Origin of the sequence: Flavobacterium sp. GSP27 (assembly GCF_003970395.1) — a bacterium.
In the GTDB taxonomy this organism is placed as follows: domain Bacteria; phylum Bacteroidota; class Bacteroidia; order Flavobacteriales; family Flavobacteriaceae; genus Flavobacterium.
Map to the genome: position 1 here is coordinate 1 of NZ_RYDP01000023.1, position 25253 is coordinate 25253.

Here is a 25253-nt window from a genome sequence, read left to right on the forward strand (position 1 = left end):
TTACTTGTCAAAATTTCTTTTAACAGGATTCAAATCTTTGGAAAACAATCTGTTTTGCTTTTTGTCATGTACTTAACATAAACATATAAAAAAAATGAAAGTTAATTACTATTTTATTTTATTGAGTACACTATGGTTTTTTACTATTAAAGCACAAGAAAACAGCACTTTAAATGGAATTATTACAGACGAATCAGGCAAACCTCTTATTGGTGCATCAATCAACATTAATACCACATCTAAGAACACGATAACTGATATTGCTGGAAGTTACCAATTGCAAAATATAAAATTCGGCACTTACACAATTCAAGTGGCCTATCTTGGTTACGAAAGCCAAAAAATTTCAATCTCCTTAAACCAATCCGAAACAACACAAAATTTTATTTTAAAAGAAAGTTCCTTTCAATTAGATGGTATTATTGTTACCGCCCAAAAAAGAGAACAATTAAATAAAGATGTTCCCATCGCCATTACCTCTTATGGGGGGAAATTTATTGAAAATTTAGGGATTTCAGAATATGATGCCTTTTCAGATTATGTTCCTGGATTACAAATCCAGATTCAAAGTGTAAATAATCCTGGGATCGTTATTAGAGGGATTACCAGTGATAGTGGGGATTCTCGAGTAGAACCACGCGTTTCAATTTTTCAAGATGGCGTTTCCATCAGTAAATCCAGAGGATCTGTAGTAGAGTTATTTGACATTGAACGCGTTGAAGTTCTAAAAGGCCCTCAGGGAACTCTTTTTGGCAGAGGTGCACAAATTGGTGCCATGCATATTATTCAAAACAAAGCTAAAAACGAAAATTCAGGAGAACTAAAAATAGGAACGGGTAATTACAACCAGTTCTCAATGAATGGGTTTGTAAACACTTCCCTTATTAAGGACAAACTATTTGTAAGAGTAGCCGGAATCCTGAGTAAAAGAGATGGTTTTATAGAAAACAGATCCGGAGGCAACTTGAATGGTAAAGAAACACTAGCTTTTAGAACTTCCTTAAAATATTTAATGAGTGATAAAACCAGTTTAGATTTAATTGCAAACTGGCAACAGGATACCCCACCGGGAACGGGTTTCAAAAGCGGAACTTATGCCCCTTTAGGCGGAACAACCAACCCAAATACCTTTGCGGACTTAGAAAGAGGAACCGAATTGGGGATCGACAGAAAAGTTTATGGTCTTACAGCGATATTGAAATCTGAAATCAATCCTAATTGGGATATGACCGCCACCACAGCTTACAGAGAATTTAAATCAGATGAAGCTTTTGATGCCGATGGTACGGCAGCTCCAGTGCTTTACTTTAGAGAAATTGCTGAAGGAAAACAATTCAGCCAAGAAATGAGATTTAATTTTAATGATAAAAATAAATTATCCGGTTTCGTTGGCGCAAATGCTTTTTACGAAAAAGGATCTCAAGCGGTTCCTTTTGAAGTAAATGAACAAAGTTATTTTGCCTTATTGGCAGCTAGAAACACACTAATCGTTAATGGCGTTCCTACCTTATACCCAAATATTCCAAACGACCCTGCTTTTGGTCCATTGGCAGGAGCTCCGCTTTTAGCTTTCAACAAAGAAAAATCAACCAATTTTGGAGAGAATTATTCTGGAGATATCTTCGCAGATGCATCTTATGATTTAACTGATAAATTGACTTTTACTTTGGGTGTAAGAGCTACTTTAGAAAATAGTAATGCCGGTTTAGAGGTTCAAAATGCAGATCAGCCTGGTGTATTGGGTAATTTTTTAGGAGTTTTTCCTAACAACTTATTTGCTCCTACAAATGGAAAACGTACTGCCAGCGAAACCTTCACCTCTGCTGTTGGACGATTTGCTATAAATTATGATATAACGGACCACATTACTCTTTTTGGGAATGTTGCCAGAGGCCGAAGACCTAACGTAATTAATGTTACCGCGAAAACTGTTAATGTATTATCGGATGAAACGGTATGGTCTTATGAATTTGGCGCCAAATCTCTCTTCCTAAACAACCGATTGCAATTTGACATCAATGCTTTTATATACGATTACAGCAATTTTCAAACGACTATCGCACGATTAGACGAACAGAATGGTTTAGTGATTCAGCCAAATGACAGCGGTTCTGCCTCAACTTTTGGTTTTGAAACGGCCTTGCAATATCAGTTTACAAAAAACAGTTCTTTCTTTGTCAATTATGCGTACATCGATGCTGCCTTTGATGAAACGGATTCAGACGGAAACCAACAACAATTGGCGGGAAATACTTTTCGATTGACTCCAAAACATTCCTTTTCTGTTGGTTTTAATTACAATCCATCTGTAAACACTATCTTAGACCTTTACCTTAGACCAAGCTATACATACAAATCGAAAGTGTTTTTTGAAGAAACAAATTTACCTAATATTTCACAAGCAGGGTATGGTCTTTTGAATATCAGAACAGGATTAACCATTAGAAAAAAATACGAAATAGGATTATTCATGACTAATCTTTTTGACAAAAAGTATATTATTGATGCCGGAAATACCGGTGGTGCTTTTGGAATACCAACTTTTATAGCTGGTGCACCTCAGTTCTATGGTGTACAAATGGCTGTTAAATTTTAACAAAAATAAAAAAAACAATAAACACACTACTTGCAGCACTCTTTTTTTGTACTTCTATTTTTAGCCAAGAAGGAATAAGCACAGTAGAAATATCCAGCTTAGATTCCTATCTCGCTACTACAGAAGCTAAAGTAATTGGAATCAAGCCAAACAATGCGGCTAAAATAATATGGGCTGATGGGTATAAAAACAAAAAAACAGCTGTTGCTTTTGTTTATTTGCATGGTTTTGGTGCCAGTCACCGTGAGGGAGAACCGGTTTTAAAAAAGCTTTCTACAAAATACAAAGCCAACATCTACCTCTCGCGTTTAGAGGAACATGGTCTTTATCGTAAAAACACCTTTGAATTTCTTACGCCTGAAAACTATATTGCCTCTGCAAAACTAGCATTAGAAATTGGGAAAAAACTGGGAGAAAAAGTAATTTTGGTCAGCACCTCCACAGGGGGAACTTTAAGCTTGAAATTGGCATCCGAAGATCCTAGCATCTCGGGATTGATCCTCTATTCGCCTTTTGTCGATTTATTTAATCCTGCTATGGCGGGTATTATTCTGCCTGGTGGTAGAGAGAAATTCAAAGCAAACATCGGTGGCGATATGCGAACACAAAACCGCCCAGAGGAACAAGCTAAGTACTGGTCTACCAATTACCACATCAATGGCTATGTTTCCTTAATCACTATGCTCAAACAAAACATGACTGAAACTACATTTACAAATGTCAAGTGTCCGGTTTTCTTGGGCTATTATTATAAAAACGAAAAAGAACAGGACCAAGTCGTTTCCGTTTCTGCCATGCATACAATGTATAACTCTTTAGGAACCCCTGAAAATAAAAAAACAAAAATAGCCTTTCCAGAAAGTGGTGATCATGTTATTGCATGTGATTTGCGCTCTAAGGATTGGCAAGGTGTTTATCGGGCTACGGTACGCTTTTTAAACCAAACAATCTTACAATAAAAATATGAATAAAATTTTAATCACAGTAGTTTTAGTATTGTGCCTGCTGGGCTGCAAGGCTAAACAAGAAAAACAAACAGTCCAATTACTTCCTGGTGAAATTCAAACTCACTTTAATTTTGATTTACAGGGACATCGTGGATCCAGAGGACTCTACCCCGAAAATTCATTAGTTGCTTTTGAAAAGGCAATCAAATTGGGAGTAAACACCTTAGAGCTAGACGTAGTTGTTACAAAGGACGACCAAATACTGGTATCACATGATCCATTTTTCAATCACATAATTTGTTTGGATAGTTTGGGAAACACTATTAACAAGGAGGACGAATTAAACTTAAATATCTATCAAACTACTTATTCACAAGTACAGCACTATGATTGTGGCACCATCGAACATCCACAATTTCCGGAGCAGACTAATAGTAGGGGTTCAAAACCATTGCTGTTGGATGTAATTGCGCAGTCTGAACTTTTATCTGACCAAAAGATCTTCTATAATATTGAAATAAAAAGTACTCCAGAGGGGGACAATAAATACCATCCAACACCTCAGGTTTTTGCGGATTTATTTATTAAAACAATCCAAGGACGTATCCCTATGGAAAGACTAACAATCCAGAGTTTTGATTTTAGAGTACTGCGCTATATCCATCAAGCCTACCCTGATTACAAACTAGCGGCTCTGGTGTACAAAGATAGTGTCAAAACAAATTTAGATGCTTTGGGATTTATCCCAGACAGCTACAGTCCAGAACATACGCTATTGACTGCCGAAATTGTAGCGGAATTACAGGCCAAAGGAATGAAAGTTATTCCTTGGACTATTAATGAAGCAAGTCGGATGAAAACGGTTCTAGGTTGGGGAGTTGATGGCATCATAACGGATTATCCCGATAGAGGATTGCGCTTTAAAAAATAAGAACTTTCGTCTTGATTTCATTTGTTCCTTAAAGCAACAAAACTATCCTGTTTGGGTGAGGCTACTGAAAAGGTCCTTAACAAATTATATTTCATTAAAAGAGTAGAAAACCTTCATTTTCTACTCTTTTTTTATGCTAAAATAGGAACTTCAAGCAGCAATAAAGTGCGGATAAATTGGCTTTAAATAAAATTCGGACTTTCCCTTGTTTATACCTGTTTTTTGAAAATCCGTTGAATAGAATAGAATTTATTTTGAATAGAACCGTTATCTTGTTACTTTTACCCCATAAACAAACTGTATTATGTCACAATCTGTCCTGTCTTTAAAAAACGTTACTATTTTCCAAGAACAAAAAACTATTTTAGCTCATGTAAATTTGGAGGTAAAACATGGTGAATTCCTGTATATTATAGGAAAAACAGGTTCCGGAAAAAGCAGCTTAATGAAGACCTTGTATGGTGATTTGGCTTTAAAAGAAGGTGAAGGAAGTATTGTTGACTTTGATTTAGCCACCTTAAAAGAAGATGATATTCCGTTTTTGAGAAGAAAAATTGGAATCGTTTTTCAGGATTTCAAATTACTGCCGGACAGAACCATTAAAGACAATATGTTATTTGTCCTGAAAGCTACAGGCTGGACTGATGCTGATGAAATGCAGCGAAAAATTGATGAAGTGCTGGACAAAGTAGCAATGAAAGAGTTTGGCAACAAAATGCCACACCAAATTTCAGGTGGTGAGCAACAACGTGTTGCCATTGCCAGAGCTTTACTCAACGATCCTGAACTTATACTTGCCGATGAACCTACCGGGAATCTGGATCCACAAACCAGTGCTGAAGTCTTGGAAGTTTTAAAAAGCATCAATGCCAATGGAAAAACAGTCATTATGGCCACTCATGATTATGCGTTGCTTATGAAATTCCCTTCGAAAACATTAAAATGTGAAGACGAACGAATTTTTGAAGTAGTGCAACAGAGAGCCGTGTAATGCTTTCTATTCTTATCCCAATATACAATTATAATGTGTATCCTTTAGCATTGGAGCTGCGCAAACAATGTTTGGAATGCAATATTGATTTTGAGATTTTATGCCAAGATGATGCTTCTGATTCTTCCCTAAATATTTTTAATGAAAAAATAAATTTGCTTTCTCACTGCAGTTTTGTTTCATTAAAAGAAAACATTGCCCACAGAGAAAACAGGAATTCACTTGCCGAAAAAGCAAAATTTGAGTATTTACTTTTTATAGACGGGGATTCTACTATTGTGAATTCTGATTATATCAAAAGATATTTATCAAATTTATTTGATTTTGATGTGGTTTATGGAGGACGCTTGCATCCAGAAAAATGTCCTTCTGATAATCAAAAACTACGCTGGAAGTACGGAAGATTCATTGAAGATAAATCTGCTGCAAACAGAAAGACAAAACCCTACCACTCACTACTTTTTAATAATACCATAATTAAAAAAGTCTGTTTTGACACGGTACAATTTGACAAAACCATAAAAAAATACGGTCACGATGACACCCAACTCTCGTTTCAACTAAGCAAATTAAAATCCAAAGTAAGCCATATAGAAAACCCTGTTGAACATGGCGATTTAGACACTAATCTAGTGTATTTGAACAAGACCAAAGAGTCTTTAGAAAATTTAAATTTATTGTATCAGAAGAAAAAAATTGACATTGAATTTGTACGATTATTGCAACTGTATCATTTTTTAAAAACAACCAAATCAACTTTTATTATTTCAAAAATAAATGCCGTTTTTGAAAAATTATTATTTAAAAACTTGACCGGAGACAATCCTAATATACTGGTTTTTAATTTGTTCAGAGCAGGTTATTTATGCTCCATTGACTTTAAGAGCAGAACCTAAACTCCTTTTTTGAGTCCAATAAACAATTGATGCCAAGTTTGCATAATGGCATCGATGTGATATTTTTTACTCGATAATTTTGCCTTTTTTGCCATTTCACTTCGTAACACCTCGTTTTCGATTAAAATTTCTATAGCCGCTACATAATCCGATTCGTTCCCGTTTTCAATCAAAAATCCATCTTCTTTATGCGTGATTATTGCTCTTGGTCCGCAAGGACAATCGTAAGCAATACAGGGTAATCCGGAAGCCATTGCCTCAATTAACACCATTCCAAAACCTTCATATCGAGACGTCATCAGATAAAATGAAGCATCTAAATATTTTTCGTTAATATTCTGAACAGGTTCATAAAAAACTATATTCTTTGAAACATCCAATTTTTGGGCAAGTTGTTTTAAATCGATATTTTCATTAGATTTTCCATAAATTTCCAATATCCAATCTGGATGTTTTAAAACCACTTTTTTCCAGATGTGCAACATGCTGTCAAAACCTTTTTCGTACGTATGTCGCCCTACCGCAATTACTTTTTTGTTTGTTAATTCACCAGATTTTTCCGTTACAAACCATAAAGGATTCGCAATAACCAGTGTGTTTTTTATGTTCCATTCTGAAATACTCTCGTTTGTTTCAACAACAAATCGATTGTATTTTTTTATTCCGTTTTTTTTCAGTTGTAAAACAAGATTCGAGAACAATTTAGTAAAACTGTTTGTCACAATTTCACTTTCTTCAATAAACCTGGAACTATGCATTTCTAGTACCAGAGGAATTTTATATTTTATAATAAAAGGAATTAAATATGCCTTTAGACCATTATCACAAACAAGTATAATATCCGGGTTTACAGTCTTAATACAACTGTTTAGTTTCTTACAATACGCTTTCAAAAAAGAAAGATTTTTTCCTTTTAAAATCATATCGTGAAAAGTGATCTTCTTATTAAAAGAATAAAACAAAGGAGAATGACCTCCGTTTTGAGTCAGAATAACAACTTCATAGCCTAATTGTTCAACCAGATAATTGGCTTTGACAGCAATAACTCTTGCCACACCTCCGGGGTTATTAATGTTAGGAACTACAAATAGCAACTTCATTTTTTTGATTTCAAAAATTCGTCATAATCTCTGATATAATCTTCTTCTTTAAACATATCTGAGGCTAAAACCAAGCAAACTGATCCCGAAGAAAAGTTTTGCAGTTCTCTCCAAATTCCTGTTGTAATGAGTAAACCTACGTTTGGTTTATTTAATAGGTAGCTTTTTTTCTCGATACCGTCATGAACAACCACCTCAAAACTACCGCTCAATGCAATTAAAATTTCTTGTTGCTGAATATGGGAATGACCACCTCTAAAAGCAGTACTAGGCACATCAAAGAGATAGTAAATTCGTTTGAATTCAAATGGAATTACACCACTTTGAATGTAGGCTAAGTTTCCACGAACATCGTCTATTACAGGAATTTTTAATACTTGTACGTTTTCTACTGTTGTCATTTTCTGCTAATTTTCATTACATCTAACCATTGCATGCCTATATTTTCAATTGAGAAGGATTGTACGCTTGCCAATGCATTTTGTTTACAATACTGATACAATACTTCGTCTTCAATGAATAAATTCATCGCTTCCGTCATTTTACTACCATTTTGATTTTCAACTAATAAACCATTTTCTTTATTTACAATTATTTCACTTGGACCGGCTAAGCAGTCAAAGGATATTACCGGCGTATTACAGGCTAATGATTCTAGTAGAACATTTGGCAGTCCTTCATTCAAGCTACTCAAAACAAAAAATTTAGCATTTTTCAGGTACTTAAACGGATTCTGTTTAAACCCTAAAAAATGAACTTTATCTCCCAGCTTTTTTTCTTTTACTAACTTTAAAAGAATATTTTTTCTTTTGCCTTCCCCTAATAAAACCAAATGTATCCCTTTTTGGGGTAAAGTCGAATGGGCATACGCTTCAATTAATTTATCAAATTGCTTGATATTAGTTTCCATTTGACCTATCCCAATAATATACTTGAAGTTAAGTGAAACAGGTTCTTCACTCTTCCTGACAATTTCCTCAATATCTATAGGGTTGTAAATGGTAATTGCGTTTTTCAGCTGGTGCTTTCGCGCTATTAACTCTTTCGATTGATTAGAAACACTAACCACTTTATAACAATTTCCATACATGTATCGGGTAAGCACCGACCAATTGGGCATATAATGATTAATCAAATAACTGTGCACGGTGAAAATAGTATTGGTTTTATAAAGCCATTTTGAAATTAATAATTCTTGAATGGGTTTTATCCTAAATCGGAAATCAATAATAAAATCAAATTCATGCTCTTTCAAATAGTTCTTCAAAAATAAAAACCGACTGAATTTATTTGAAAAACCGTTGGTTTTGTTTTTCATTTTACCCAAATTGACTAATTTTCCGGCATAAGAATAGGAAACGGCATCCAGGACAATAATAGTATGAACTTCTATGCCCTGTTTTTCAAAAAAAAAGGATAAAACAGCCATCACTTTTTCAGCACCTCCATCACTTAATCGGTACCCTATTAATGCGATTTTATATTTTTTATTGGGTATTATCATTCTCAATTTGTTATTTTCGTCTCAAATATAACGCTTTTAAAAAAACATGCAAGATAATCCACTAGTCACCGTTATTTGTTTGTGTTACAATCATAAAGATTATGTAATAGAGAGCTTAATGTCCGTATTAAACCAACATTACGATACTATTGAGTTGATTATCGTGGACGATTGCAGTACTGATAATTCTAAATCCGTAATTGAGAAATGGCTTCTGGATTATCCACAAATTCCATTTATAGCCAATGACACTAATTTAGGGAATACTAAGTCTTTCAATAATGCCTTAAAAACAGCAAAAGGGGATTATATTATTGACTTGGCTGCTGATGATGTATTATTGCCCAATTGCATCACTTCACAAATAAATGCTTTCAACAACACAACTTTTAAAAATCTTGGAATTGTATATGGAAACGTCGAATTAATCACTGAAAAAGGCAAACACGAATCTTATTATTTCCCTGTTGATAGCTTTCAAAAGGTAGTCAAGGAAAGAACAACGGGAGATATTTATGAATCCGTTCTTTCTGGTGGTGACTGTATTTGCTCCGTTTCATCAATGGTCAAAAAATCACTGTTCGATGCTTTGAACGGCTATGATGAAACGCTGGCGTACGAGGATTTGGATTTTTGGATTCGGGCTTCTCGAACGTACGAATTTGACTTTATTGATGCTATTCTGGTTCAAAAAAGAATTGTACACCACTCCCTAGGCACGCATTTTTTTAAGAAAAAAGATGCCAGAGCCAGAAAAATTAATCAGAGTACATATTTGATCCTTAAAAAAGCAATTGGGCTCAATAGAACAAAAAAAGAGGATAAAGCAATTTTAAAACGCATTCATTTTGAGATGATTCTCACCTATAAAACTGCTCATAATACGTTGTTACTGCGCTATATTATTATGGAAATTAAGTTGCGATTTCATTTGTTAGCTTCATAAACTACACTATCAAATACTCGTCCAGCAAGGCTTTCTCTCCTTCCCAATCTCTGGAAATGGCGTTTTTTATAAATTTTGCCGGAATACCACCAATCAAAATATTTGAACCAAATGACGTATAATCCGCAGTACACACACTACTGGAGCCTATCGTACAAAAATCAGGGGTAGTCGTATTTTGCAGTACCGTAACCCTGCTGGCTGCATAGTTGTAATTTCCTATTCTAATTGGCGCTGTCATTTTAAACTTTTCACCCGTTGTAGTATCCATCATCTGATGGAAATTAGTGTCCATAATTTGTGATTCCGAACCAAAACGGGCGTAATCCCCTAATACAACATGCTCCATACAAATCAATTTTGCATTTGAGGCCAATGAAGCCATGTGTCCCAATTCGCACAATCCACCGTCACCAACATAAATAAAATAATCTTTACCTAATTGTATGTGACCTTTTAAAATGAGCGTTCCCAAAATAGTAATTTCGGCAATTCCTTTGTGAAGCGTGTTCATTTCATAAGGTTGTCCAAAACCGATCATTCCCTTTTTGACAACTCCCTCAATTTTGATTGCACCCGTTATTGAAGTAAATTTTACTTTTCCATAAAAAAATACAGGGAGCTGCTTAGCAATAGGATACGGGAATTTTTTAAAATTAAAGTACAGTGTTTTGGTCCAGTTTACGGAATAATACAGTTGTAACCGATGATAAAAAAATCTTACTTTTCTGTAAACATTCTTAAGTATTTCAATCATTCTTTTTCTTAATTATAGCATTGAACAATTCTTTTAATGCGGTCTTTTTGTTCATTTCAAATAAAACAAAAACAATCGACACTACTACCATTAGTGACATTAAGCCATACTTTAAAATTGGATTTGGAAGGTATCTGAACAAAAAAGTTGCCACACACAGCAAGATGCAAATTAAATAAGTGTTATAAAAATCGCTTTCAAAATAAAACCCATATCTTTTTTTGGTGATTATTTTTAAACCCAAAAAATGAATGAAATAATAGAGCAAAAAACTAAATCCAAGACCTTCCAAACCATAATAATAATACCCAAAAATATTCAAAATAAGCGAAATGCTATTAAATCCAACAGCAGTTCGCATAAACATTTTCGAATCGCCTTTGGCAATCAAAATATAGCCCATTGACCACGAAACGGCCCGAAACAACATTGCTATTATTCCAAAACAAACCATTGGAATAATGGCGTTGAATTCCGGTGTAAATATAATTTTCACAATCAACGGAATGCACGTTAAAAACAAAATGATTACCGGTGTAATAATCAATATTGAAACAAACGATTGCTGAACAACACTGGTTCTTACTTTTTCATTATCCGTACTAATGAACGCTAATCTTGGAAAATAATCGGTACTCATGACCGTAAAAATTACTCCCACATAGGAATTCAACAAGGTGAAACCGGCATTGTAAAACCCAACTTGTTCTAAACTACCCCATTTTCCAACAAAAATTTGAATCAAATACGTTGATAACAAGGTCAGCAAACCACTTAATGTCAATAAAATACCTAGTCTAATAATACTTTTTCCTTCGGCATTTCCTTGTTCTTTGGAAAACACATTTTTTTCAAATGGTATTTTTTTCGAATAATAAAAAGAAACCAATAGTGAGGCTAAAGAGGCAACTATGATGGTTGGGACAATGGCATCAATCCGGTAATAATAATACAACGGAATTGAAACTAACAACCCCAATCCATTTCCATAAAAATTAGCTTTGGCTAAAAACCGCATTTTTCTTAAACCCTGCAAAACAACCAGCTGGCCAATCATTAATTGCCGGAACAACAAGGTGATCGAAATAAAAACAAAGGTAAAAGTATGATTCGAATTCCCAAAAGTAATTTGGCTCAGCCAACTAGAAAACAGGATCACAAGAACGCATCCTAAAATCCCGGTTAGTACTGCGAGCTTTTTTATAAGTGCTGCTACAGATGCAATCGTACTTAAATTGTCGTTTTTGTAGCTACTGGAAAGGTGTTTTACACCACTGGTTTCAATCCCTAAACCAGTAACACCGCCCACAAGATTCATCGCCGAGTTCAACAAAGAAATAATCCCCATTCCCTCAGGCCCAATAAAAACAGCAATACACTTAGTCCGGATAACCCCAATAATAATCATAAAAAACTGAACGCCTCCAAAAAGCGACGTCGTTTTTACAATGCGATGATATGACGTTTTACTATCGGACACTTTTTAATATGTATTTAAAATTGCAATAATATGACGAACCTCCTCCGGTGTCAAGGCAGGACTTATGGGCAAACTCAAAACTTCTTCATGAATTTTTTCAGTAATTGGAAAGGACAACATATTCCATCCCGCAGTCTCGGAAGAGAAAGCTTTTTGACGGTGGGGCGAAACTGGATAATGGATAACCGTTTGAATTCCGTTTTGACGTAAATATTCTTGTAAATCCGTTCTATCCTGAGTTCGAATGACAAATAAATGAAAGACATGATTGTTTGACAAATCCCAAAATGGAAGTATTATTTTATCGTTTTTTATTTCTGATAAATAGCGATTGGCAATTGTTCTTCGGCGGTCATTCTCAGCATTTAAAAACGGTAATTTCACATTTAAAAAAGCAGCTTGCAATTCGTCTAATCTGGAGTTTACCCCTACATAGTCATTATAATACTTGGTTTCCGACCCGTAATTTCGAAGCGACTGAATAACCCTGGCTAATTCAGAATCATTAGTCGTAACGGCACCGGCATCGCCCAATGCCCCTAGATTTTTCCCAGGATAAAAACTATAGGCTTGGGTTTTTGGCTTTTGGTTTATGGTCTTCGCACTTTCATCTTCAAAGGAAGCCCCGTGAGCCTGAGCCGCATCTTCTACTACTAATAAATTGTTTGCTACAGCAATTTCATTTATTTTCTCCATTTCTGCCAGCTGTCCGTAGAGATGAACCACTAGAATCGCTCCCGTTTTAGAAGTGATTTTTGCTGTAATTAAATCGGGATCCATGTTATAGGTTTCTAATTTTGGCTCGCTCAGAACCGGAATTAAATCTGCTTGCAAAATAGCGAGAATACTGGCAATGTACGTGTTTGCTGGCACAATGACTTCGTCCCCTTTTTGCAGTTTTCCTAACACGATATAGGCTTTAAAAATGAGCACTAAAGCATCAAAACCATTTCCCGTCCCAATACAGTATTTTGTTCCGCAATAAGCCGCAAAATTGGTTTCAAACTCGCTGACTTCATTCCCTAAAATATACCAACCATTCGCTAAAAACCCTTTTAATTTTTCCTGAAAAGCAGTCTCATAGGGCTTGTTTGTTTTTTTTAAATCTAAAAATGGTATCATACTAGATTCATTTTATAAAAGTCTTGGCCATATACCGTGCAGCCTAATTCTTCTTTTTGTTTCAAAAGTCCGGCATGAAATCCGCTTTCATTAGTATCATTTACAATACCCATATCAAAAAAAAGCATGCCTTGTTTTTTGTATTTTTCTATTAAGGTAATAAATGCAAAATCCAATGCGCGCAACTCCTCGCCTTTTTTAGTGGTAGCTCCGTATTGTGATTTCACCACCGTTTCGGTTTCAAACAGCGTCACTCCGGCAACTATTACATCGTCATAATACACTGAAAATTGTTTGATGTTTTGCGGAAATAATATCTTTAATTTTGTGATTTCTTGCAAGGTATGAACTGGTTTTGCATTGTATTTTTCACGCAATCTTGGTTCTAAAACCAATTCCCAGAAAGAGTCCGGCTCCGCTTCCTCGACAAGTTGCAAGTCGAGTGCTTCCATTTTTCTCAAATGCTTCAATTTACTTTTAGAAACAGTCAGTGGCATTGCTAAATTAATGGCCAAATTCATTTCTTTCTTCTCCAGAAAAGCGCCTTTTTTAAGCAGGAAAAACTCCATTTCAGCATTTCCTTTTGAAAGATAAAAAAAAGGGATTTGTTTCAAATAAAAGGATTGGATGCTATGGTCTTTAAAAAAAGACAAAAGACAGTCTACAAGTTCCGCTACTATTTCTGCTTTTATTATAGCTGAATAAACCAAGCCGCCATAGGTCAAACCCTGATGTGAAAAAATGCTGTTTTCCTGTATATTAGCTGGAAAAACTGCTGCCAGTTTTTGTTTGTCATAAATCAGTACTGAAAAATCTTCAAAGCGATCCTCATGGTATTCCATAAAATCACGGTGAAACAAAAAGGTTGCATTTTTGGCTTGACCAATAAAGGAATTCCAATGGTCATAATCGCTTTTTTGATATCGTTTGACGGTATAATTTTTCACGCTTTGGTTTTAGACTTTGTGAAAGTAATCATTTTTTATTTAGGTTCTAAAGTGGGCAGATACCATTTGAATTTTACGGCCATCAACCGAATTATAATAATAAAAATTGACGTTGTTATGTATAAAATATCCTTATCCAAATTAAATTCCCGAAGCATAAAAAATAGCATTCCGCCCAGAATACAAATCGTGGCGTAAATTTCCCGTCTGAAAATCACCGGAATATCGTTGCATAAAATATCCCGAATAACCCCTCCAAAACAAGCTGTGATCGTTCCTAATGCAATGCATATAACAGGATGCAAACCAATATTTATTCCTTTTTCAAGACCAATTAATGTAAAAACGCCCAGCCCGACGGTATCAAATAAAAACAAAGAAGTGCGCAAACGATCAAATTTTTTCCTGAAAATAATCGACAAAACAAACCCCAAAAAAATCACATACACGTAATTCAGGTCCAGCATCCAGCCCACGGGCGTCCTACCAATCATAACATCTCGTAAGGTTCCACCGCCAACAGCCGTTACAAACGCAATGATGAACACCCCAAAAGGATCGAGTTTTTTACTCATAGCGGTCAATGCGCCTGACATGGTAAAAGCAATCGTACCGACAAAGTCTAGAAAGTAAAACATTTAGATTGAAATTTTTTAAATATGGAATTTCTACAAAAATAAAGAAAATACTCGTAAAAATAACCAAAGCAACTGGCATTAATGCTGCTATTGCTTCCAAATAAATATTCGGATCAGATTAGAAAACTGGATTTTCTCTGTGTATCTTTGTCGTGTTTAATTAAATAGAGGAAAGCCTTGAAACAAATTACTTCGATACAAAATCCGCACATAAAATCCTTAGTGCAATTGCAGGAAAAAGCAAAAGCGCGCAAACAATCCGGTACTTTTTTGATAGAGGGAAAACGGGAAATTTCAATTGCCATCAAAGGCGGTTACGAAATAGAAACTTTATTGTTTTTACCTGAACTTTGTTCCGAAACTGAAGCGCATCAATTTTCTGAAAATGCAGAATTGATCGAAATCAACAAAGAAGTCTACCAGAAACTGGCTTATCGCGATACCACCGAGGGTATTTTGGCTATAGCCAAAACCAAATCATTGCGATTATCCGATTTAGAATTATCCGAAAACCCATTGATTCTAGTTGCTGAAGCACCTGAAAAACCGGGAAACATTGGCGCTTTGTTGCGCACTGCGGATGCTGCTAATCTGGATGCCGTGATTATTGCCAACCCAAAAAGCGATTTATACAACCCAAATATTGTGCGTTCCAGCGTAGGTTGTTTGTTTACCAACCAAATTGCAACCGGAACTACAGCAGAAATTATTGCTTTTTTGAAGGAACGAAAAATCAATTTTTATTGTGCAACGCTACAAAACTCCACTTCCTATCATACCCAAGATTACACCACACCAACGGCTTTAGTAGTAGGAACAGAGGCAACTGGCTTGACAGCAGCATGGCGAGAAGAAGCCACGCGCAATATTATTATTCCAATGCAGGGCGAAATCGATTCTATGAATGTTTCCGTTGCTGCAGCCATCTTGATCTTTGAAGCCAAAAGACAACGGGGATTTTAGACTGAAGATGAATGCTTTTTTGATAGGAGATTTCAAAATTTTCATTGGCACACCTAAAGACAATTGGTTTAGAGAAGTACAACTTTCAGGTAGAAAATAAATTTTATTTTGCTTCCAAACGTTCCCACAACTTTATGGTGCTATTTTTTCTGCAAAGACAGTAATTGTGTGGTAAAATGGAATAATACCTATTTTCATGCTGATGTGTATTTATTTTTAGAATGTGGGGCAATTGAAAAGCAGTCTGAATCACAATAAAACCCATTTCCGGACGGACTGATTTCAGTTATGACTTTCAAAATTTAGCGTTTAAAAAAATCCTGTAATATCGTGCTTAAATAAAATTGCATATCTGCTAACTTATTGCTATTTTTAAGAAATGAACCATGCCGTTATGATCGAAATAGATTTAGAAAAAGAAAATAAAGCTATTGCTCAGGAGTACAAAGAGTTACTTCGAATAAGCTACCAAACCTTGAGTGATGAGGACAAAAAACTCATCCGAAAAGCCTTTGATGTATCTGTAGAAGCCCATAAAGAGCAACGCAGAAAGTCCGGTGAAGCCTACATTTTTCATCCTATCGCTGTAGCAAAAATTGTTGCTTCAGAAATAGGTTTGGGAGCAACCTCTATTGCAGCTGCATTATTGCATGATGTGGTCGAGGATACGCCCACTACAATTCAGGACATCGAGCGCTTATTTAATCCTAAAGTAGCCCAAATTGTTGAAGGATTAACAAAAATATCTATGGTGCAAAGAGACCTGAACGTTTCAATGCAAGCCGAAAATTTTCGCAAGATGATTTTGACGCTAAATGATGATGTGCGCGTAATCCTGATTAAACTTGCTGATCGCCTGCACAACATGCAAACCATGGATTCGATGCAAGAGGACAAGCAGACTAAAATTGCATCTGAAACCTTGTACATTTATGCGCCACTGGCCCATCGATTGGGTTTGTACAATATCAAGACAAAACTGGAAGATTTAGGATTAAAATATACGGAACCAGCAGTATACAATGAAATCGTAAGTAAAATAAAAGAAACTAAAGAGGAGCAGGATGCGTATATTGAGGCTATTTCAAATATTTTAAAAACATCCTTAGATACTGAAGGAATTGATTATATCATAAAAGGCCGTCCAAAATCAATCTACTCCATCCGGAGAAAGATGCAGGCTCAAAATGTAAGTTTTGACGAAGTGTATGATAAATTTGCACTCCGAATTGTTTACAAATCAACTCCCCATGACGAAAAATTCATCGCCTGGAAAATATACTCCATTGTAACGGACCACTACAGGCCCAGCCCGAGTAGGTTGCGCGATTGGATTTCGTCTCCAAAATCTACTGGCTACGAAGCATTACATATTACCGTAATGGGACCCAAAGGGCGCTGGATTGAAGTTCAGGTACGCAGCGAACGCATGGATGAAATTGCCGAAAAAGGATATGCTGCGCACTACAAATATAAAAATGGCGCTACCGAAGAAAGTGGTTTGGATGTCTGGCTCAATTTACTAAAAGAAGCCTTAGAGAATTCTGAGACAAATGCAGTAAATTTTGTGGAGGATTTCAAGATGAATTTATATTCAAAAGAAATTTTTGTTTTTACCCCAAAGGGAGAAATAAAATCCTTGCCCAAAGGTGCTACATCGCTTGATTTTGCTTTCAGCATTCACTCCGAAATAGGCATTCGCACCAGGGGAACACGTGTAAACGGAAAATTAGTCCCGTTGAATTTTGAATTAAAAAGTGGTGATCAAATTGAAGTAATCACGTCACAACATCAAAAACCAACGATCAACTGGCTGGATTATGTGACCACTTCAAGAGCCAAAACTAAGATAAAAAATGTTTTAAACGAGAACACCAAGAAAATTGGAGAAGAAGGAAAAGAACTGCTGACGCGTAAACTAAAGCATTTAAAAATAACTTTAAATGAATCTGTTGTAAATGAGCTAGTCAATTTTTTTAAGTTAAAAACAAGCTTAGATTTATTTTACAGAGTCGGGATTGGCGCTATAGAAAACCAACAACTCAAAGATTATGCCGCCCAAAAAAGCAATACTTTTATTAATTTTTTCAAGAATAAAATAAAACGAACCGCCAGCACAGCTGATGAGGACATTCATAAACCAATAATAAGCAGCAATTATGACATGCTCGTATTTGGCAAAGAACATGACAAACTGGATTATAAATTATCCCCGTGTTGCAACCCAATTCCCGGGGATGACGTGTTTGGGTTTGTCACGATAAACGAAGGGATAAAAGTGCATAAAAAAGATTGCCCAAACGCGATTGGAATGCAATCCAACTATGCCTACCGGATCATGACGGCCAAATGGATTGACTCTTCCCAAGAAGAATTCAAAGCCATCATAAACATAACCGGAATGGATGTTTTAGGACTTACCAACCAGCTGACAAAAGTGATTTCGAATAATATGCATGTGAACATCCAGAGTATTTCTTTGAGCACAGAGGCAGGTATCTTTCATGGGCAGGTGGCCGTAATTGTTCAGAACAATACAATCTTAAAAAAGTTAATCAATAATATCAAAAAGATTGATGGAATAGATAAGGTAACCCGAGTTTATAAAACCTAGAAAAGTTGCTGTTTTTTTACATAATGTAGCTTTTCATACCTGAAACGGAACAAACTTGAAACTAAACAAACCGGAAATTTTAATCTTTAAACTAAAAAATTTATCTTTGCCAGCATATGACACTCATTTCCACAGATAACAACAAGAATCAAGAAATTGTAAAAAATGTTTTTACAATGTATCTTGAAAAAAAAGGACATCGCAAAACGCCTGAACGTTATGCTATTCTTCAGGAAATTTACGATAGTGAAGAACATTTTGACGTAGAGAATCTCTACATCAAAATGAAAAATAAAAACTATCGGGTTAGTAGGGCAACCCTTTACAATACTATCGAATTATTATTGGACTGTGCTTTAGTGCGCAAACACCAATTTGGACAGAATCAGGCACATTACGAAAAATCATATTTTGACAAACAGCACGATCACATTATCATGACTGATACCGGTGAAGTAATCGAGTTTTGTGACCCTAGAATCCAAAGCATCAAAAAAACAATTGAGGAAATTTTCGATATAGAAATTACAAATCACTCCTTATACCTTTACGGTGTAAAAAAGGAAAAGAATACTCTGGACGAACAAGATCGTTCCTAAATATAAAAATTAACTACAAATAACATATAGAATGACGGTAGATTTATTACTAGGGTTGCAATGGGGAGATGAAGGAAAAGGAAAAATTGTGGATGTTCTTACTTCGAAATATGACATTATTGCACGTTTTCAAGGAGGTCCAAATGCAGGACACACTTTAGAATTTGATGGAATAAAACATGTTCTTAGAACTATTCCTTCCGGTATTTTTCATAAAACTGCTGTAAACATCATTGGAAACGGAGTTGTAATTGATCCTGTAGTTTTTCAAAAAGAAATTGAAGGCCTTGAAAAATTTAATTTAGACATCAAAAACAAATTAATCATTTCAAGAAAAGCGCATTTAATTTTGCCAACGCACCGCTTGTTAGATGCCGCATCAGAAGCATCTAAAGGAAAAGCAAAAATTGGTTCTACTTTAAAAGGAATTGGCCCTACTTATATGGACAAAACCGGAAGAAACGGAATCCGTGTGGGTGATATTGAATTAGAAGATTTTACAGATCGTTACAGAGCTTTGGCTGACAAGCACGAAGCCATGATAAAATTCTATGATGTTGCGATACAATACAATTTAGAAGAATTAGAAAAAGAATTTTTTGAAGCTATCGAAGAGCTAAAAAAATTAGACTTTATTGATAGCGAAGAATATTTACACCAAGCGCAAAAAGCAGGTAAATCAATATTATGTGAAGGAGCCCAAGGTTCGTTATTAGATGTTGATTTTGGAACCTATCCATTTGTGACTTCCTCTAATACAACTGCCGCAGGCGCTTGTACCGGTTTAGGGATTGCTCCAAATAAAATCAAGGAAGTATACGGAATCTTCAAAGCCTATGTAACACGCGTTGGAAGTGGCCCGTTCCCTACTGAACTTTTTGACGAAGATGGTGCAACTATGGCCCGTGTTGGAAATGAATTTGGATCAGTAACCGGCAGACAAAGACGTTGTGGCTGGTTAGACTTAGTAGCACTGAAATATGCGGTTCAGGTGAATGGTGTAACCCAACTGATGATGATGAAAGGGGATGTCCTTTCAGGATTTGAAACGTTGAAAGTATGTACGGAATACAATTATAAAGGAGAAAATATTTCACATTTCCCATACAACATTGAACCGGAAAATGTAACTCCAGTGTATCAGGATTTCAAAGGATGGAAACAAGATTTGACTGGTATGACCACATATGATGAGTTACCAATCGAATTAAAAGAATACATTGAATTCATCGAAAAAGAAGTAGAAGTGCCTATCAAAATTGTTTCTGTAGGTCCAGACAGAAAGCAAACGATTATGAAATAAGATTATGAAACGTCCCGATAAATCGGGACGTTTTTTTTAGTTTAAAAATCAATTCCTACGAATGAAAAACCCAACCATTAAAATACAAAAAACCGAATTGCTCTCAGACAATTGGTACCTTTTAAACAAAGTCACTTTTGACTATCAAAAAAAAGACGACTCCTGGATTACCCAAAAAAGAGAAGTCTATGATAGAGGAAACGGAGCCGCCATTTTACTTTATAACACTTTACAAAAAACCGTTATTCTTACACGCCAGTTTCGCTTGCCAACCTATCTTAACGGAAATAAATCAGGAATGATGATTGAGGTTTGTGCCGGCCTTTTGGATCAAGACAATCCGGAGCAATGCATCATTAGAGAAACCGAAGAAGAAACAGGATATCGTATTTCTACAGTCAAAAAAGTCATGGAAACATATATGTCGCCAGGAGCTGTAACTGAAATATTGTATTTATTTGTTGGCGAGTACGATGAATCTTTGAAAGTAAGTGACGGTGGCGGAGTAGCACATGAGGAAGAAAATATAGATGTGATTGAAATGTCTTTTGAAGAAGCGTATGCCATGATTGAATCTGGTCAAATGCAGGATGCCAAGACTATTATGTTACTACAGTATGCTAAAATTCATAATTTGGTTTAATGAGTAATCCCACTAAAGGAGTTCTATTTGCCTTATTTGCTACCTTGTTATGGTCCGTAAATATGGTCATCGCCAGTGGCATAAAAGACCACATTCCTCCTATAGGACTGGCCTTTTGGCGCTGGACAATTGCATGTCTCGTTTTGGCTCCATTTGCTTTAAAAAGCACTACTAGAAATTTCACAATTGTTAAAAAACACCTCCGGTATCTTGTGTTTACGGCGGTATTGGGAATCACTATTTTCAACACGTTAATTTACATTGCAGGAAAAACAACGAGTGCTGTGAATTTATCGCTAATCGCCATTTCGATTCCGTTATTTATTGTTGTAATCTCCAGAATTATTTTTAAAGAGACCGTTTCTAATCTAAAAATCATAGGAATTGTAACTATAATCACAGGGGTTCTAGTGCTAATTACCAAAGGTTCGCTTCAGGCCTTGCTAAAAATCAACTTTACCATTGGGGATTTATTGATGCTTGTGGCTTGCTTCTTTTTTGCGTATTACACTATTTTAGTGCGTAAAAAACCACCTGAATTAACACCAAAAGTATTTTTGTTTAGTGTTTTTGTAATAGGCACACTGCTCCTTTTTCCTTTTTATCTTTGTGAACATTTGTTTTACAAAAAAGTTGTTTTTGACACTAAAACGATTCTGATTACCACCTATGTTGGCATTTTTGCTTCGCTGGTTTCTTTCTATTTGTGGAACGAAGCCATACGATTGATAGGCACATCGAAAACAGCTCTAATCTATTATTTAATCCCAATATTCAGCGGTATTCTTGCTTACTTTTTCCTAAATCAAGCAATTGGATTGATACAAATTATTAGTATGGGCATCATTGTTTCTGGTTTATTAATTACCAATAAGAAGTAATTTTTAATTTTTGACAAAATAGAAAAGCAGAATGAATTTATTTTCATTCTGCTTTCATGTTTATACGGTTTTCTAAAAAACATTATTTATTGGGCTGCGGAGTCATTCGCAAATACGGTTTAACCCTTTCGTAGCCTTTTGGAAATTTAGTCGGGATATCTTCATCTTTAACCGCAGGCGAAATTACAACACTGTCTCCATCTTTCCAGTTGGCCGGTGTGGCCACGCTGTAATTAGCTGTCAATTGCAGACTATCGATGACACGCAATAATTCATCAAAATTTCTACCGGTTGATGCCGGATAGGTCAATGTCAATTTTATTTTTTTGTCTGGTCCTATTATAAAAACGGAACGAACGGTGAAACTCTCACTTGCATTGGGATGAATCATGTCATATAGTTCCGCGATATGCTTGTCTTCATCGGCTATTATAGGGAAATCTACAGTAGTATTTTGAGTTTCATTGATGTCTTTAATCCATTCCATGTGTGAATCGACGCTATCTACACTCAATGCGATTACCTTGACATTTCGTTTTTTAAATTCAGGATAATACAGTGCTGCTGTTCCTAACTCAGTGGTACAAACCGGTGTAAAATCAGCGGGATGTGAGAACAAAATGCCCCAGGAATCTCCCAGCCAATGATAAAATTCTATTTTTCCTTGTGACGTTTCTGCTTCAAAATCAGGAGCAATATCGCCTAATCGTACTGTTGCCATGCTTGTTTATTTTAATAATTAGTAACACTGTAAGGTATTGAAATAAACACACTATAGAGGGAAAACAACTCTTAAAATTCTACTAATTTTTATAAAAACCAGAATGAAGCCCTTTAAAAAATAATGCCATTAGGAAACCAAATACCCTAAGCTCTGATAGCAGCGACATCTCCCGATTAATAAAAACAAGGCTATTCAGCCGTAGTTTATATTAATCGGGAATACAAGTACAGAGCAGGATACGAGCGAAGCGAACTGACGAAGTAAATATAGCTACGAAAAAGTATTATTTTTTCTTTAAATTAGGCAAAAAGAAAGCAATAATTCCGATCAGCGGCAAATAGGCACACAGGTAATAGACATAAGTGATGCTGGTGTGATCTGCTAGATTTCCGAGTAAAGCAGAGCCTAAACCTCCCATTCCGAAGGCAAAACCATAGAAAAGTCCAGAAACCATTCCGAGTTTTTTAGGCAGTAATTCCTGTGCAAAAACCAGAATAGCCGGAAAGGCTGAGGACATTATAGTTCCAATGAGGACGGAAAGGACTCCGGTCCAAAATAAATCGACAAACGGCAACAGTAAGGTAAAAGGCGCGGCTCCCAAGACAGAGAACCAAATGACGTATTTCCTGCCGTATTTATCGCCCAAAGGCCCACCAATTAAAGTTCCTATTGCACAAGAGGCTAAAAACAGAACCAAGTGAAACTGGGCATCCTGCACTGATAATCCAAATTTTTCGATTAAATAAAAGGTGAAATAACTGGACATACTGGCCATGTAAAAGAATTTTGAAAATATCAAAACCATCAAAATTCCCACGGAGATTGCGATCGTTTTTTGGGACAAATTAGGCAAATTGATTACCGCTTTTTTAGTGCTCCTTAAACTCAAATGATTTTGATACCACAGGGCAATCCTACTCAAAACAACCAATCCGATAAGGGCGACGGAGACGAACCAAATGATGTGATATTGGGAATTAGGAACCACAATTAAGGCAACCAGTAAAGGCCCGATTGCTGTTCCTGCATTGCCCCCCAACTGAAAAATGGATTGTGCCAAACCCCGTTTTCCTCCAGAGGCCAAAAAGGAGATTCGGGATGCTTCAGGATGAAAAATAGACGAACCGATCCCGACCAATACAACCGACACTATGATCATTGAAAAACTGGACGCATAGGACAAACCCACAATTCCGGATAAGGTAAAAAGCATTCCGAAAATTTGGGAAAAAGGTTTTGGTCTTTTGTCCGTGTAGAGTCCCACGATCGGCTGCAAAATGGAAGCCGCTAATTGATAGGCCAAGGTAATTAACCCGATTTGGGTGAAGGTTAAATTAAAATTTTCTTTTAAAATAGGGTACGCGGCCGGAATAACGGCCTGTAATAAATCATTGAGCAAATGAGCAAATGCAATAGAAAACAGGACAGGATACACGGTTTGCTGTGCAATAACGGCAGTGTCAATTTGTGTTGCATTATCAGAAGATGAATTCATATTTTTTAATAAAACTGTATTATTAACGCGAATAAGGAGTAGCAAAAAGCAGCCTAAACCGTTAAATTAATTAAAAACAAAAGACTGAAAGCCATACTATTTAAGATGCTTTTGACTCCTTTTTGACCTAGCTGTATACTCTGAATAAGGTGCTAAAATTAGTTAAAAATTGCGTTTTAATCTGGAAAAAAGATGGAAAAAAATTAAAACGAGCACGATTTGTTATTACAGTAAATTAAAATCCTGTTTAGGTATTTATAAAAATTATTACGCCTCTCTTTGTAGAAATTCAGTACTGCCTTGCCTATTTTTTTTACAAAAAAAGCAGAAAAAATACATTTTTACGCGTTTAAACGGTGATAATAGCTTTTAAACGGTAAAAAAAGAGTGTTTTACTAAAAAATATTTTATATTTAAAGCGTTAAATTATAGCGTTTGGATAATTCTGTAAAAGGACAGTTGCTAAAAAACAAAAGGACTCTCGACTAAGTGGACTATATTTACAAAAGAGAACTATTCCTAAAAAAGTTAGCACCGAATCACATTAATTTTCAGCAATTTTTTTTTTAAAATTAAAATAAAAATTCCGCGTAATTCGGGTAATTCGTGGCTGGAATAATTAAGTGGTATTAGTTACGGACAGTCCTGTAAAATAATCCTATTAATGGCAGAACAGCAAAACTTATTTAGAGAAATACTTAAAAAGTATATTTATAAAAAATAAAACTTACTTATATTTTTAATAGTACTCTGAATTTTATAATTGATTTGAATTATTATCTATATTTGGACCAATATCCAAAGTAAATAAACCAATTTTAAAATTTATAACATGAAAAAAATACTAACATTTGTTGCAATTGCATTCTTCACTACTGCTCTTAGTGCGCAAGAAGTAAAAGCTGTCGCAAAAGCTAAAAAAGAATCCTGTTGTGCCAAAAAAGACTCCAAAGCAATGACTACCGCAGAAGTTGAAACATGCAAAACAAAATGCAAAGCCGAAGGAAAAAAGTGTGCGGCAACAATGGCAAAAGTCAGCGGAAAAAAATGCTAAACTAAAACCTTCCATTTTCACTTTATAAAAAACGACGCTTATTTCAGAGGGCACTGAAAAACTTCACTTATTTTGATTAGCATCCTTTTTTAGACAATAAAAAAACGCTTATAACAGGATTT

At 35.5% G+C, this 25253-nt stretch carries 23 protein-coding genes; 13 read left to right on the forward strand and 10 right to left on the reverse strand.

Going from position 1 to position 25253, the window contains the following annotated elements:
* Positions 1-94 precede the first annotated feature (94 nt).
* The 5 genes from EKM05_RS14055 (at position 95) to EKM05_RS14075 (ending at position 6361) form a co-directional block, all read left to right on the forward strand.
* Entirely contained in the window at positions 95-2596 is a 2502-nt protein-coding gene (locus EKM05_RS14055; protein ID WP_126556292.1) for a TonB-dependent receptor, read from the forward strand.
* A gap of 218 nt (positions 2597-2814) precedes the next feature.
* On the forward strand, positions 2815-3555 hold the full coding sequence (locus EKM05_RS14060; RefSeq protein WP_126556295.1) for a carboxylesterase: 741 nt from the start codon (positions 2815-2817) through the stop codon (positions 3553-3555).
* A gap of 4 nt (positions 3556-3559) precedes the next feature.
* Positions 3560-4474 (forward strand): glycerophosphodiester phosphodiesterase, encoded by a 915-nt coding sequence (locus EKM05_RS14065; RefSeq protein WP_126556298.1) that lies wholly within the window; start codon positions 3560-3562, stop codon positions 4472-4474.
* Between the two features lie 304 nt (positions 4475-4778).
* The gene (locus tag EKM05_RS14070) at positions 4779-5465 is read left to right on the forward strand and encodes a cell division ATP-binding protein FtsE (RefSeq protein ID WP_126461087.1); all 687 of its coding nucleotides are present in this window, start codon (positions 4779-4781) and stop codon (positions 5463-5465) included.
* Complete coding sequence (locus tag EKM05_RS14075) at positions 5465-6361, forward strand: glycosyltransferase family 2 protein (protein WP_126556301.1); 897 nt, start codon at positions 5465-5467, stop codon at positions 6359-6361. The genes EKM05_RS14070 and EKM05_RS14075 overlap by 1 nt, the downstream gene beginning before the upstream one ends.
* On the opposite strand, the gene EKM05_RS14080 is transcribed toward EKM05_RS14075, so the two are convergent.
* From EKM05_RS14080 to EKM05_RS14090, 3 genes are read right to left on the reverse strand one after another with little or no spacing between them, the layout of a single operon-like run.
* The gene (locus EKM05_RS14080) at positions 6358-7461 is read right to left on the reverse strand and encodes a glycosyltransferase family 4 protein (RefSeq protein WP_126556304.1); all 1104 of its coding nucleotides are present in this window, start codon (positions 7459-7461) and stop codon (positions 6358-6360) included. The genes EKM05_RS14075 and EKM05_RS14080 overlap by 4 nt on opposite strands.
* Positions 7458-7862 carry an FdtA/QdtA family cupin domain-containing protein gene (locus EKM05_RS14085; RefSeq protein ID WP_126461096.1) on the reverse strand — a complete coding sequence of 135 codons (405 nt, stop codon included), beginning with the start codon at positions 7860-7862 and terminating at the stop codon, positions 7458-7460. Before EKM05_RS14085 ends, EKM05_RS14080 begins: the two co-directional genes overlap by 4 nt.
* Positions 7859-8965: a glycosyltransferase gene (locus EKM05_RS14090; protein ID WP_126743178.1), complete on the reverse strand. Its 1107-nt coding sequence runs from the start codon at positions 8963-8965 to the stop codon at positions 7859-7861. Before EKM05_RS14090 ends, EKM05_RS14085 begins: the two co-directional genes overlap by 4 nt.
* Before the next feature lie 46 nt (positions 8966-9011).
* Here EKM05_RS14090 and EKM05_RS14095 point away from each other — a divergent pair, with 46 nt between their 5' ends.
* Positions 9012-9911: a glycosyltransferase gene (locus tag EKM05_RS14095; RefSeq protein WP_126461102.1), complete on the forward strand. Its 900-nt coding sequence runs from the start codon at positions 9012-9014 to the stop codon at positions 9909-9911.
* 1 nt (position 9912) lies between these two features.
* Here the strand turns inward: EKM05_RS14095 and EKM05_RS14100 are convergent, their stop codons facing one another.
* Genes EKM05_RS14100 through EKM05_RS14120 form a run of 5 tightly spaced genes read right to left on the reverse strand, consistent with a single transcriptional unit; the run spans position 9913 to position 14855 of the window.
* Entirely contained in the window at positions 9913-10668 is a 756-nt protein-coding gene (locus EKM05_RS14100; RefSeq protein ID WP_233579286.1) for a transferase, read from the reverse strand.
* A complete protein-coding gene (locus EKM05_RS14105; protein ID WP_126556309.1) occupies positions 10661-12148 on the reverse strand; it encodes an oligosaccharide flippase family protein in 1488 nt (495 codons plus the stop codon). Before EKM05_RS14105 ends, EKM05_RS14100 begins: the two co-directional genes overlap by 8 nt.
* 3 nt (positions 12149-12151) lie before the next feature.
* Complete coding sequence (locus tag EKM05_RS14110; protein ID WP_126556312.1) at positions 12152-13270, reverse strand: DegT/DnrJ/EryC1/StrS aminotransferase family protein; 1119 nt, start codon at positions 13268-13270, stop codon at positions 12152-12154.
* On the reverse strand, positions 13267-14217 hold the full coding sequence (locus EKM05_RS14115; protein WP_126556315.1) for a GNAT family N-acetyltransferase: 951 nt from the start codon (positions 14215-14217) through the stop codon (positions 13267-13269). The genes EKM05_RS14110 and EKM05_RS14115 overlap by 4 nt, the downstream gene beginning before the upstream one ends.
* Positions 14218-14252: 35 nt before the next feature.
* A complete protein-coding gene (locus EKM05_RS14120) occupies positions 14253-14855 on the reverse strand; it encodes a trimeric intracellular cation channel family protein (RefSeq protein WP_126556317.1) in 603 nt (200 codons plus the stop codon).
* A 177-nt stretch (positions 14856-15032) separates the two neighbouring features.
* Here EKM05_RS14120 and EKM05_RS14125 point away from each other — a divergent pair, with 177 nt between their 5' ends.
* From EKM05_RS14125 to EKM05_RS14150, 6 genes are all read left to right on the forward strand, one after another.
* The gene (locus tag EKM05_RS14125) at positions 15033-15818 is read left to right on the forward strand and encodes an RNA methyltransferase (protein WP_126556320.1); all 786 of its coding nucleotides are present in this window, start codon (positions 15033-15035) and stop codon (positions 15816-15818) included.
* A 394-nt stretch (positions 15819-16212) separates the two neighbouring features.
* Positions 16213-18432, forward strand: a complete 2220-nt coding sequence (locus EKM05_RS14130; protein WP_126556323.1) for a bifunctional (p)ppGpp synthetase/guanosine-3',5'-bis(diphosphate) 3'-pyrophosphohydrolase — start codon at positions 16213-16215, stop codon at positions 18430-18432.
* 116 nt (positions 18433-18548) lie between these two features.
* Complete coding sequence (locus EKM05_RS14135) at positions 18549-19031, forward strand: Fur family transcriptional regulator (protein WP_126461125.1); 483 nt, start codon at positions 18549-18551, stop codon at positions 19029-19031.
* A 31-nt stretch (positions 19032-19062) separates the two neighbouring features.
* Entirely contained in the window at positions 19063-20334 is a 1272-nt protein-coding gene (locus tag EKM05_RS14140) for an adenylosuccinate synthase (protein WP_126556326.1), read from the forward strand.
* Positions 20335-20395: 61 nt separating this feature from the next.
* Positions 20396-20977, forward strand: coding sequence for a GDP-mannose pyrophosphatase NudK (nudK, locus tag EKM05_RS14145; protein WP_126461133.1), 582 nt, complete (start codon positions 20396-20398; stop codon positions 20975-20977).
* Positions 20977-21858: a DMT family transporter gene (locus tag EKM05_RS14150; RefSeq protein ID WP_126556329.1), complete on the forward strand. Its 882-nt coding sequence runs from the start codon at positions 20977-20979 to the stop codon at positions 21856-21858. The genes nudK and EKM05_RS14150 overlap by 1 nt, the downstream gene beginning before the upstream one ends.
* Positions 21859-21940: 82 nt before the next feature.
* Here the strand turns inward: EKM05_RS14150 and EKM05_RS14155 are convergent, their stop codons facing one another.
* On the reverse strand, positions 21941-22579 hold the full coding sequence (locus EKM05_RS14155) for a peroxiredoxin (protein WP_126556331.1): 639 nt from the start codon (positions 22577-22579) through the stop codon (positions 21941-21943).
* Positions 22580-22865: 286 nt separating this feature from the next.
* Entirely contained in the window at positions 22866-24077 is a 1212-nt protein-coding gene (locus EKM05_RS14160; protein WP_126556334.1) for an MFS transporter, read from the reverse strand.
* Between the two features lie 832 nt (positions 24078-24909).
* Here EKM05_RS14160 and EKM05_RS14165 point away from each other — a divergent pair.
* Complete coding sequence (locus EKM05_RS14165; protein ID WP_126556337.1) at positions 24910-25131, forward strand: hypothetical protein; 222 nt, start codon at positions 24910-24912, stop codon at positions 25129-25131.
* Positions 25132-25253: the final 122 nt, after the last annotated feature.

Bases quoted from the DNA above. Each gene is read 5' to 3' on its own strand.
- EKM05_RS14055 (WP_126556292.1), top strand. From the start codon at position 95: ATGAAAGTTAATTACTATTTTATTTTATTGAGTACACTATGGTTTTTT.
- EKM05_RS14065 (WP_126556298.1), top strand. From the start codon at position 3,560: ATGAATAAAATTTTAATCACAGTAGTTTTAGTATTGTGCCTGCTGGGC.
- EKM05_RS14070 (WP_126461087.1), top strand. From the start codon at position 4,779: ATGTCACAATCTGTCCTGTCTTTAAAAAACGTTACTATTTTCCAAGAA.
- EKM05_RS14075 (WP_126556301.1), top strand. From the start codon at position 5,465: ATGCTTTCTATTCTTATCCCAATATACAATTATAATGTGTATCCTTTA.
- EKM05_RS14080 (WP_126556304.1), bottom strand. From the start codon at position 7,461: ATGAAGTTGCTATTTGTAGTTCCTAACATTAATAACCCCGGAGGTGTG.
- EKM05_RS14085 (WP_126461096.1), bottom strand. From the start codon at position 7,862: ATGACAACAGTAGAAAACGTACAAGTATTAAAAATTCCTGTAATAGAC.
- EKM05_RS14090 (WP_126743178.1), bottom strand. From the start codon at position 8,965: ATGATAATACCCAATAAAAAATATAAAATCGCATTAATAGGGTACCGA.
- EKM05_RS14095 (WP_126461102.1), top strand. From the start codon at position 9,012: ATGCAAGATAATCCACTAGTCACCGTTATTTGTTTGTGTTACAATCAT.
- EKM05_RS14100 (WP_233579286.1), bottom strand. From the start codon at position 10,668: ATGATTGAAATACTTAAGAATGTTTACAGAAAAGTAAGATTTTTTTAT.
- EKM05_RS14110 (WP_126556312.1), bottom strand. From the start codon at position 13,270: ATGATACCATTTTTAGATTTAAAAAAAACAAACAAGCCCTATGAGACT.
- EKM05_RS14120 (WP_126556317.1), bottom strand. From the start codon at position 14,855: ATGTTTTACTTTCTAGACTTTGTCGGTACGATTGCTTTTACCATGTCA.
- EKM05_RS14130 (WP_126556323.1), top strand. From the start codon at position 16,213: ATGATCGAAATAGATTTAGAAAAAGAAAATAAAGCTATTGCTCAGGAG.
- EKM05_RS14135 (WP_126461125.1), top strand. From the start codon at position 18,549: ATGACACTCATTTCCACAGATAACAACAAGAATCAAGAAATTGTAAAA.
- EKM05_RS14140 (WP_126556326.1), top strand. From the start codon at position 19,063: ATGACGGTAGATTTATTACTAGGGTTGCAATGGGGAGATGAAGGAAAA.
- nudK (WP_126461133.1), top strand. From the start codon at position 20,396: ATGAAAAACCCAACCATTAAAATACAAAAAACCGAATTGCTCTCAGAC.
- EKM05_RS14150 (WP_126556329.1), top strand. From the start codon at position 20,977: ATGAGTAATCCCACTAAAGGAGTTCTATTTGCCTTATTTGCTACCTTG.
- EKM05_RS14155 (WP_126556331.1), bottom strand. From the start codon at position 22,579: ATGGCAACAGTACGATTAGGCGATATTGCTCCTGATTTTGAAGCAGAA.
- EKM05_RS14160 (WP_126556334.1), bottom strand. From the start codon at position 24,077: ATGAATTCATCTTCTGATAATGCAACACAAATTGACACTGCCGTTATT.
- EKM05_RS14165 (WP_126556337.1), top strand. From the start codon at position 24,910: ATGAAAAAAATACTAACATTTGTTGCAATTGCATTCTTCACTACTGCT.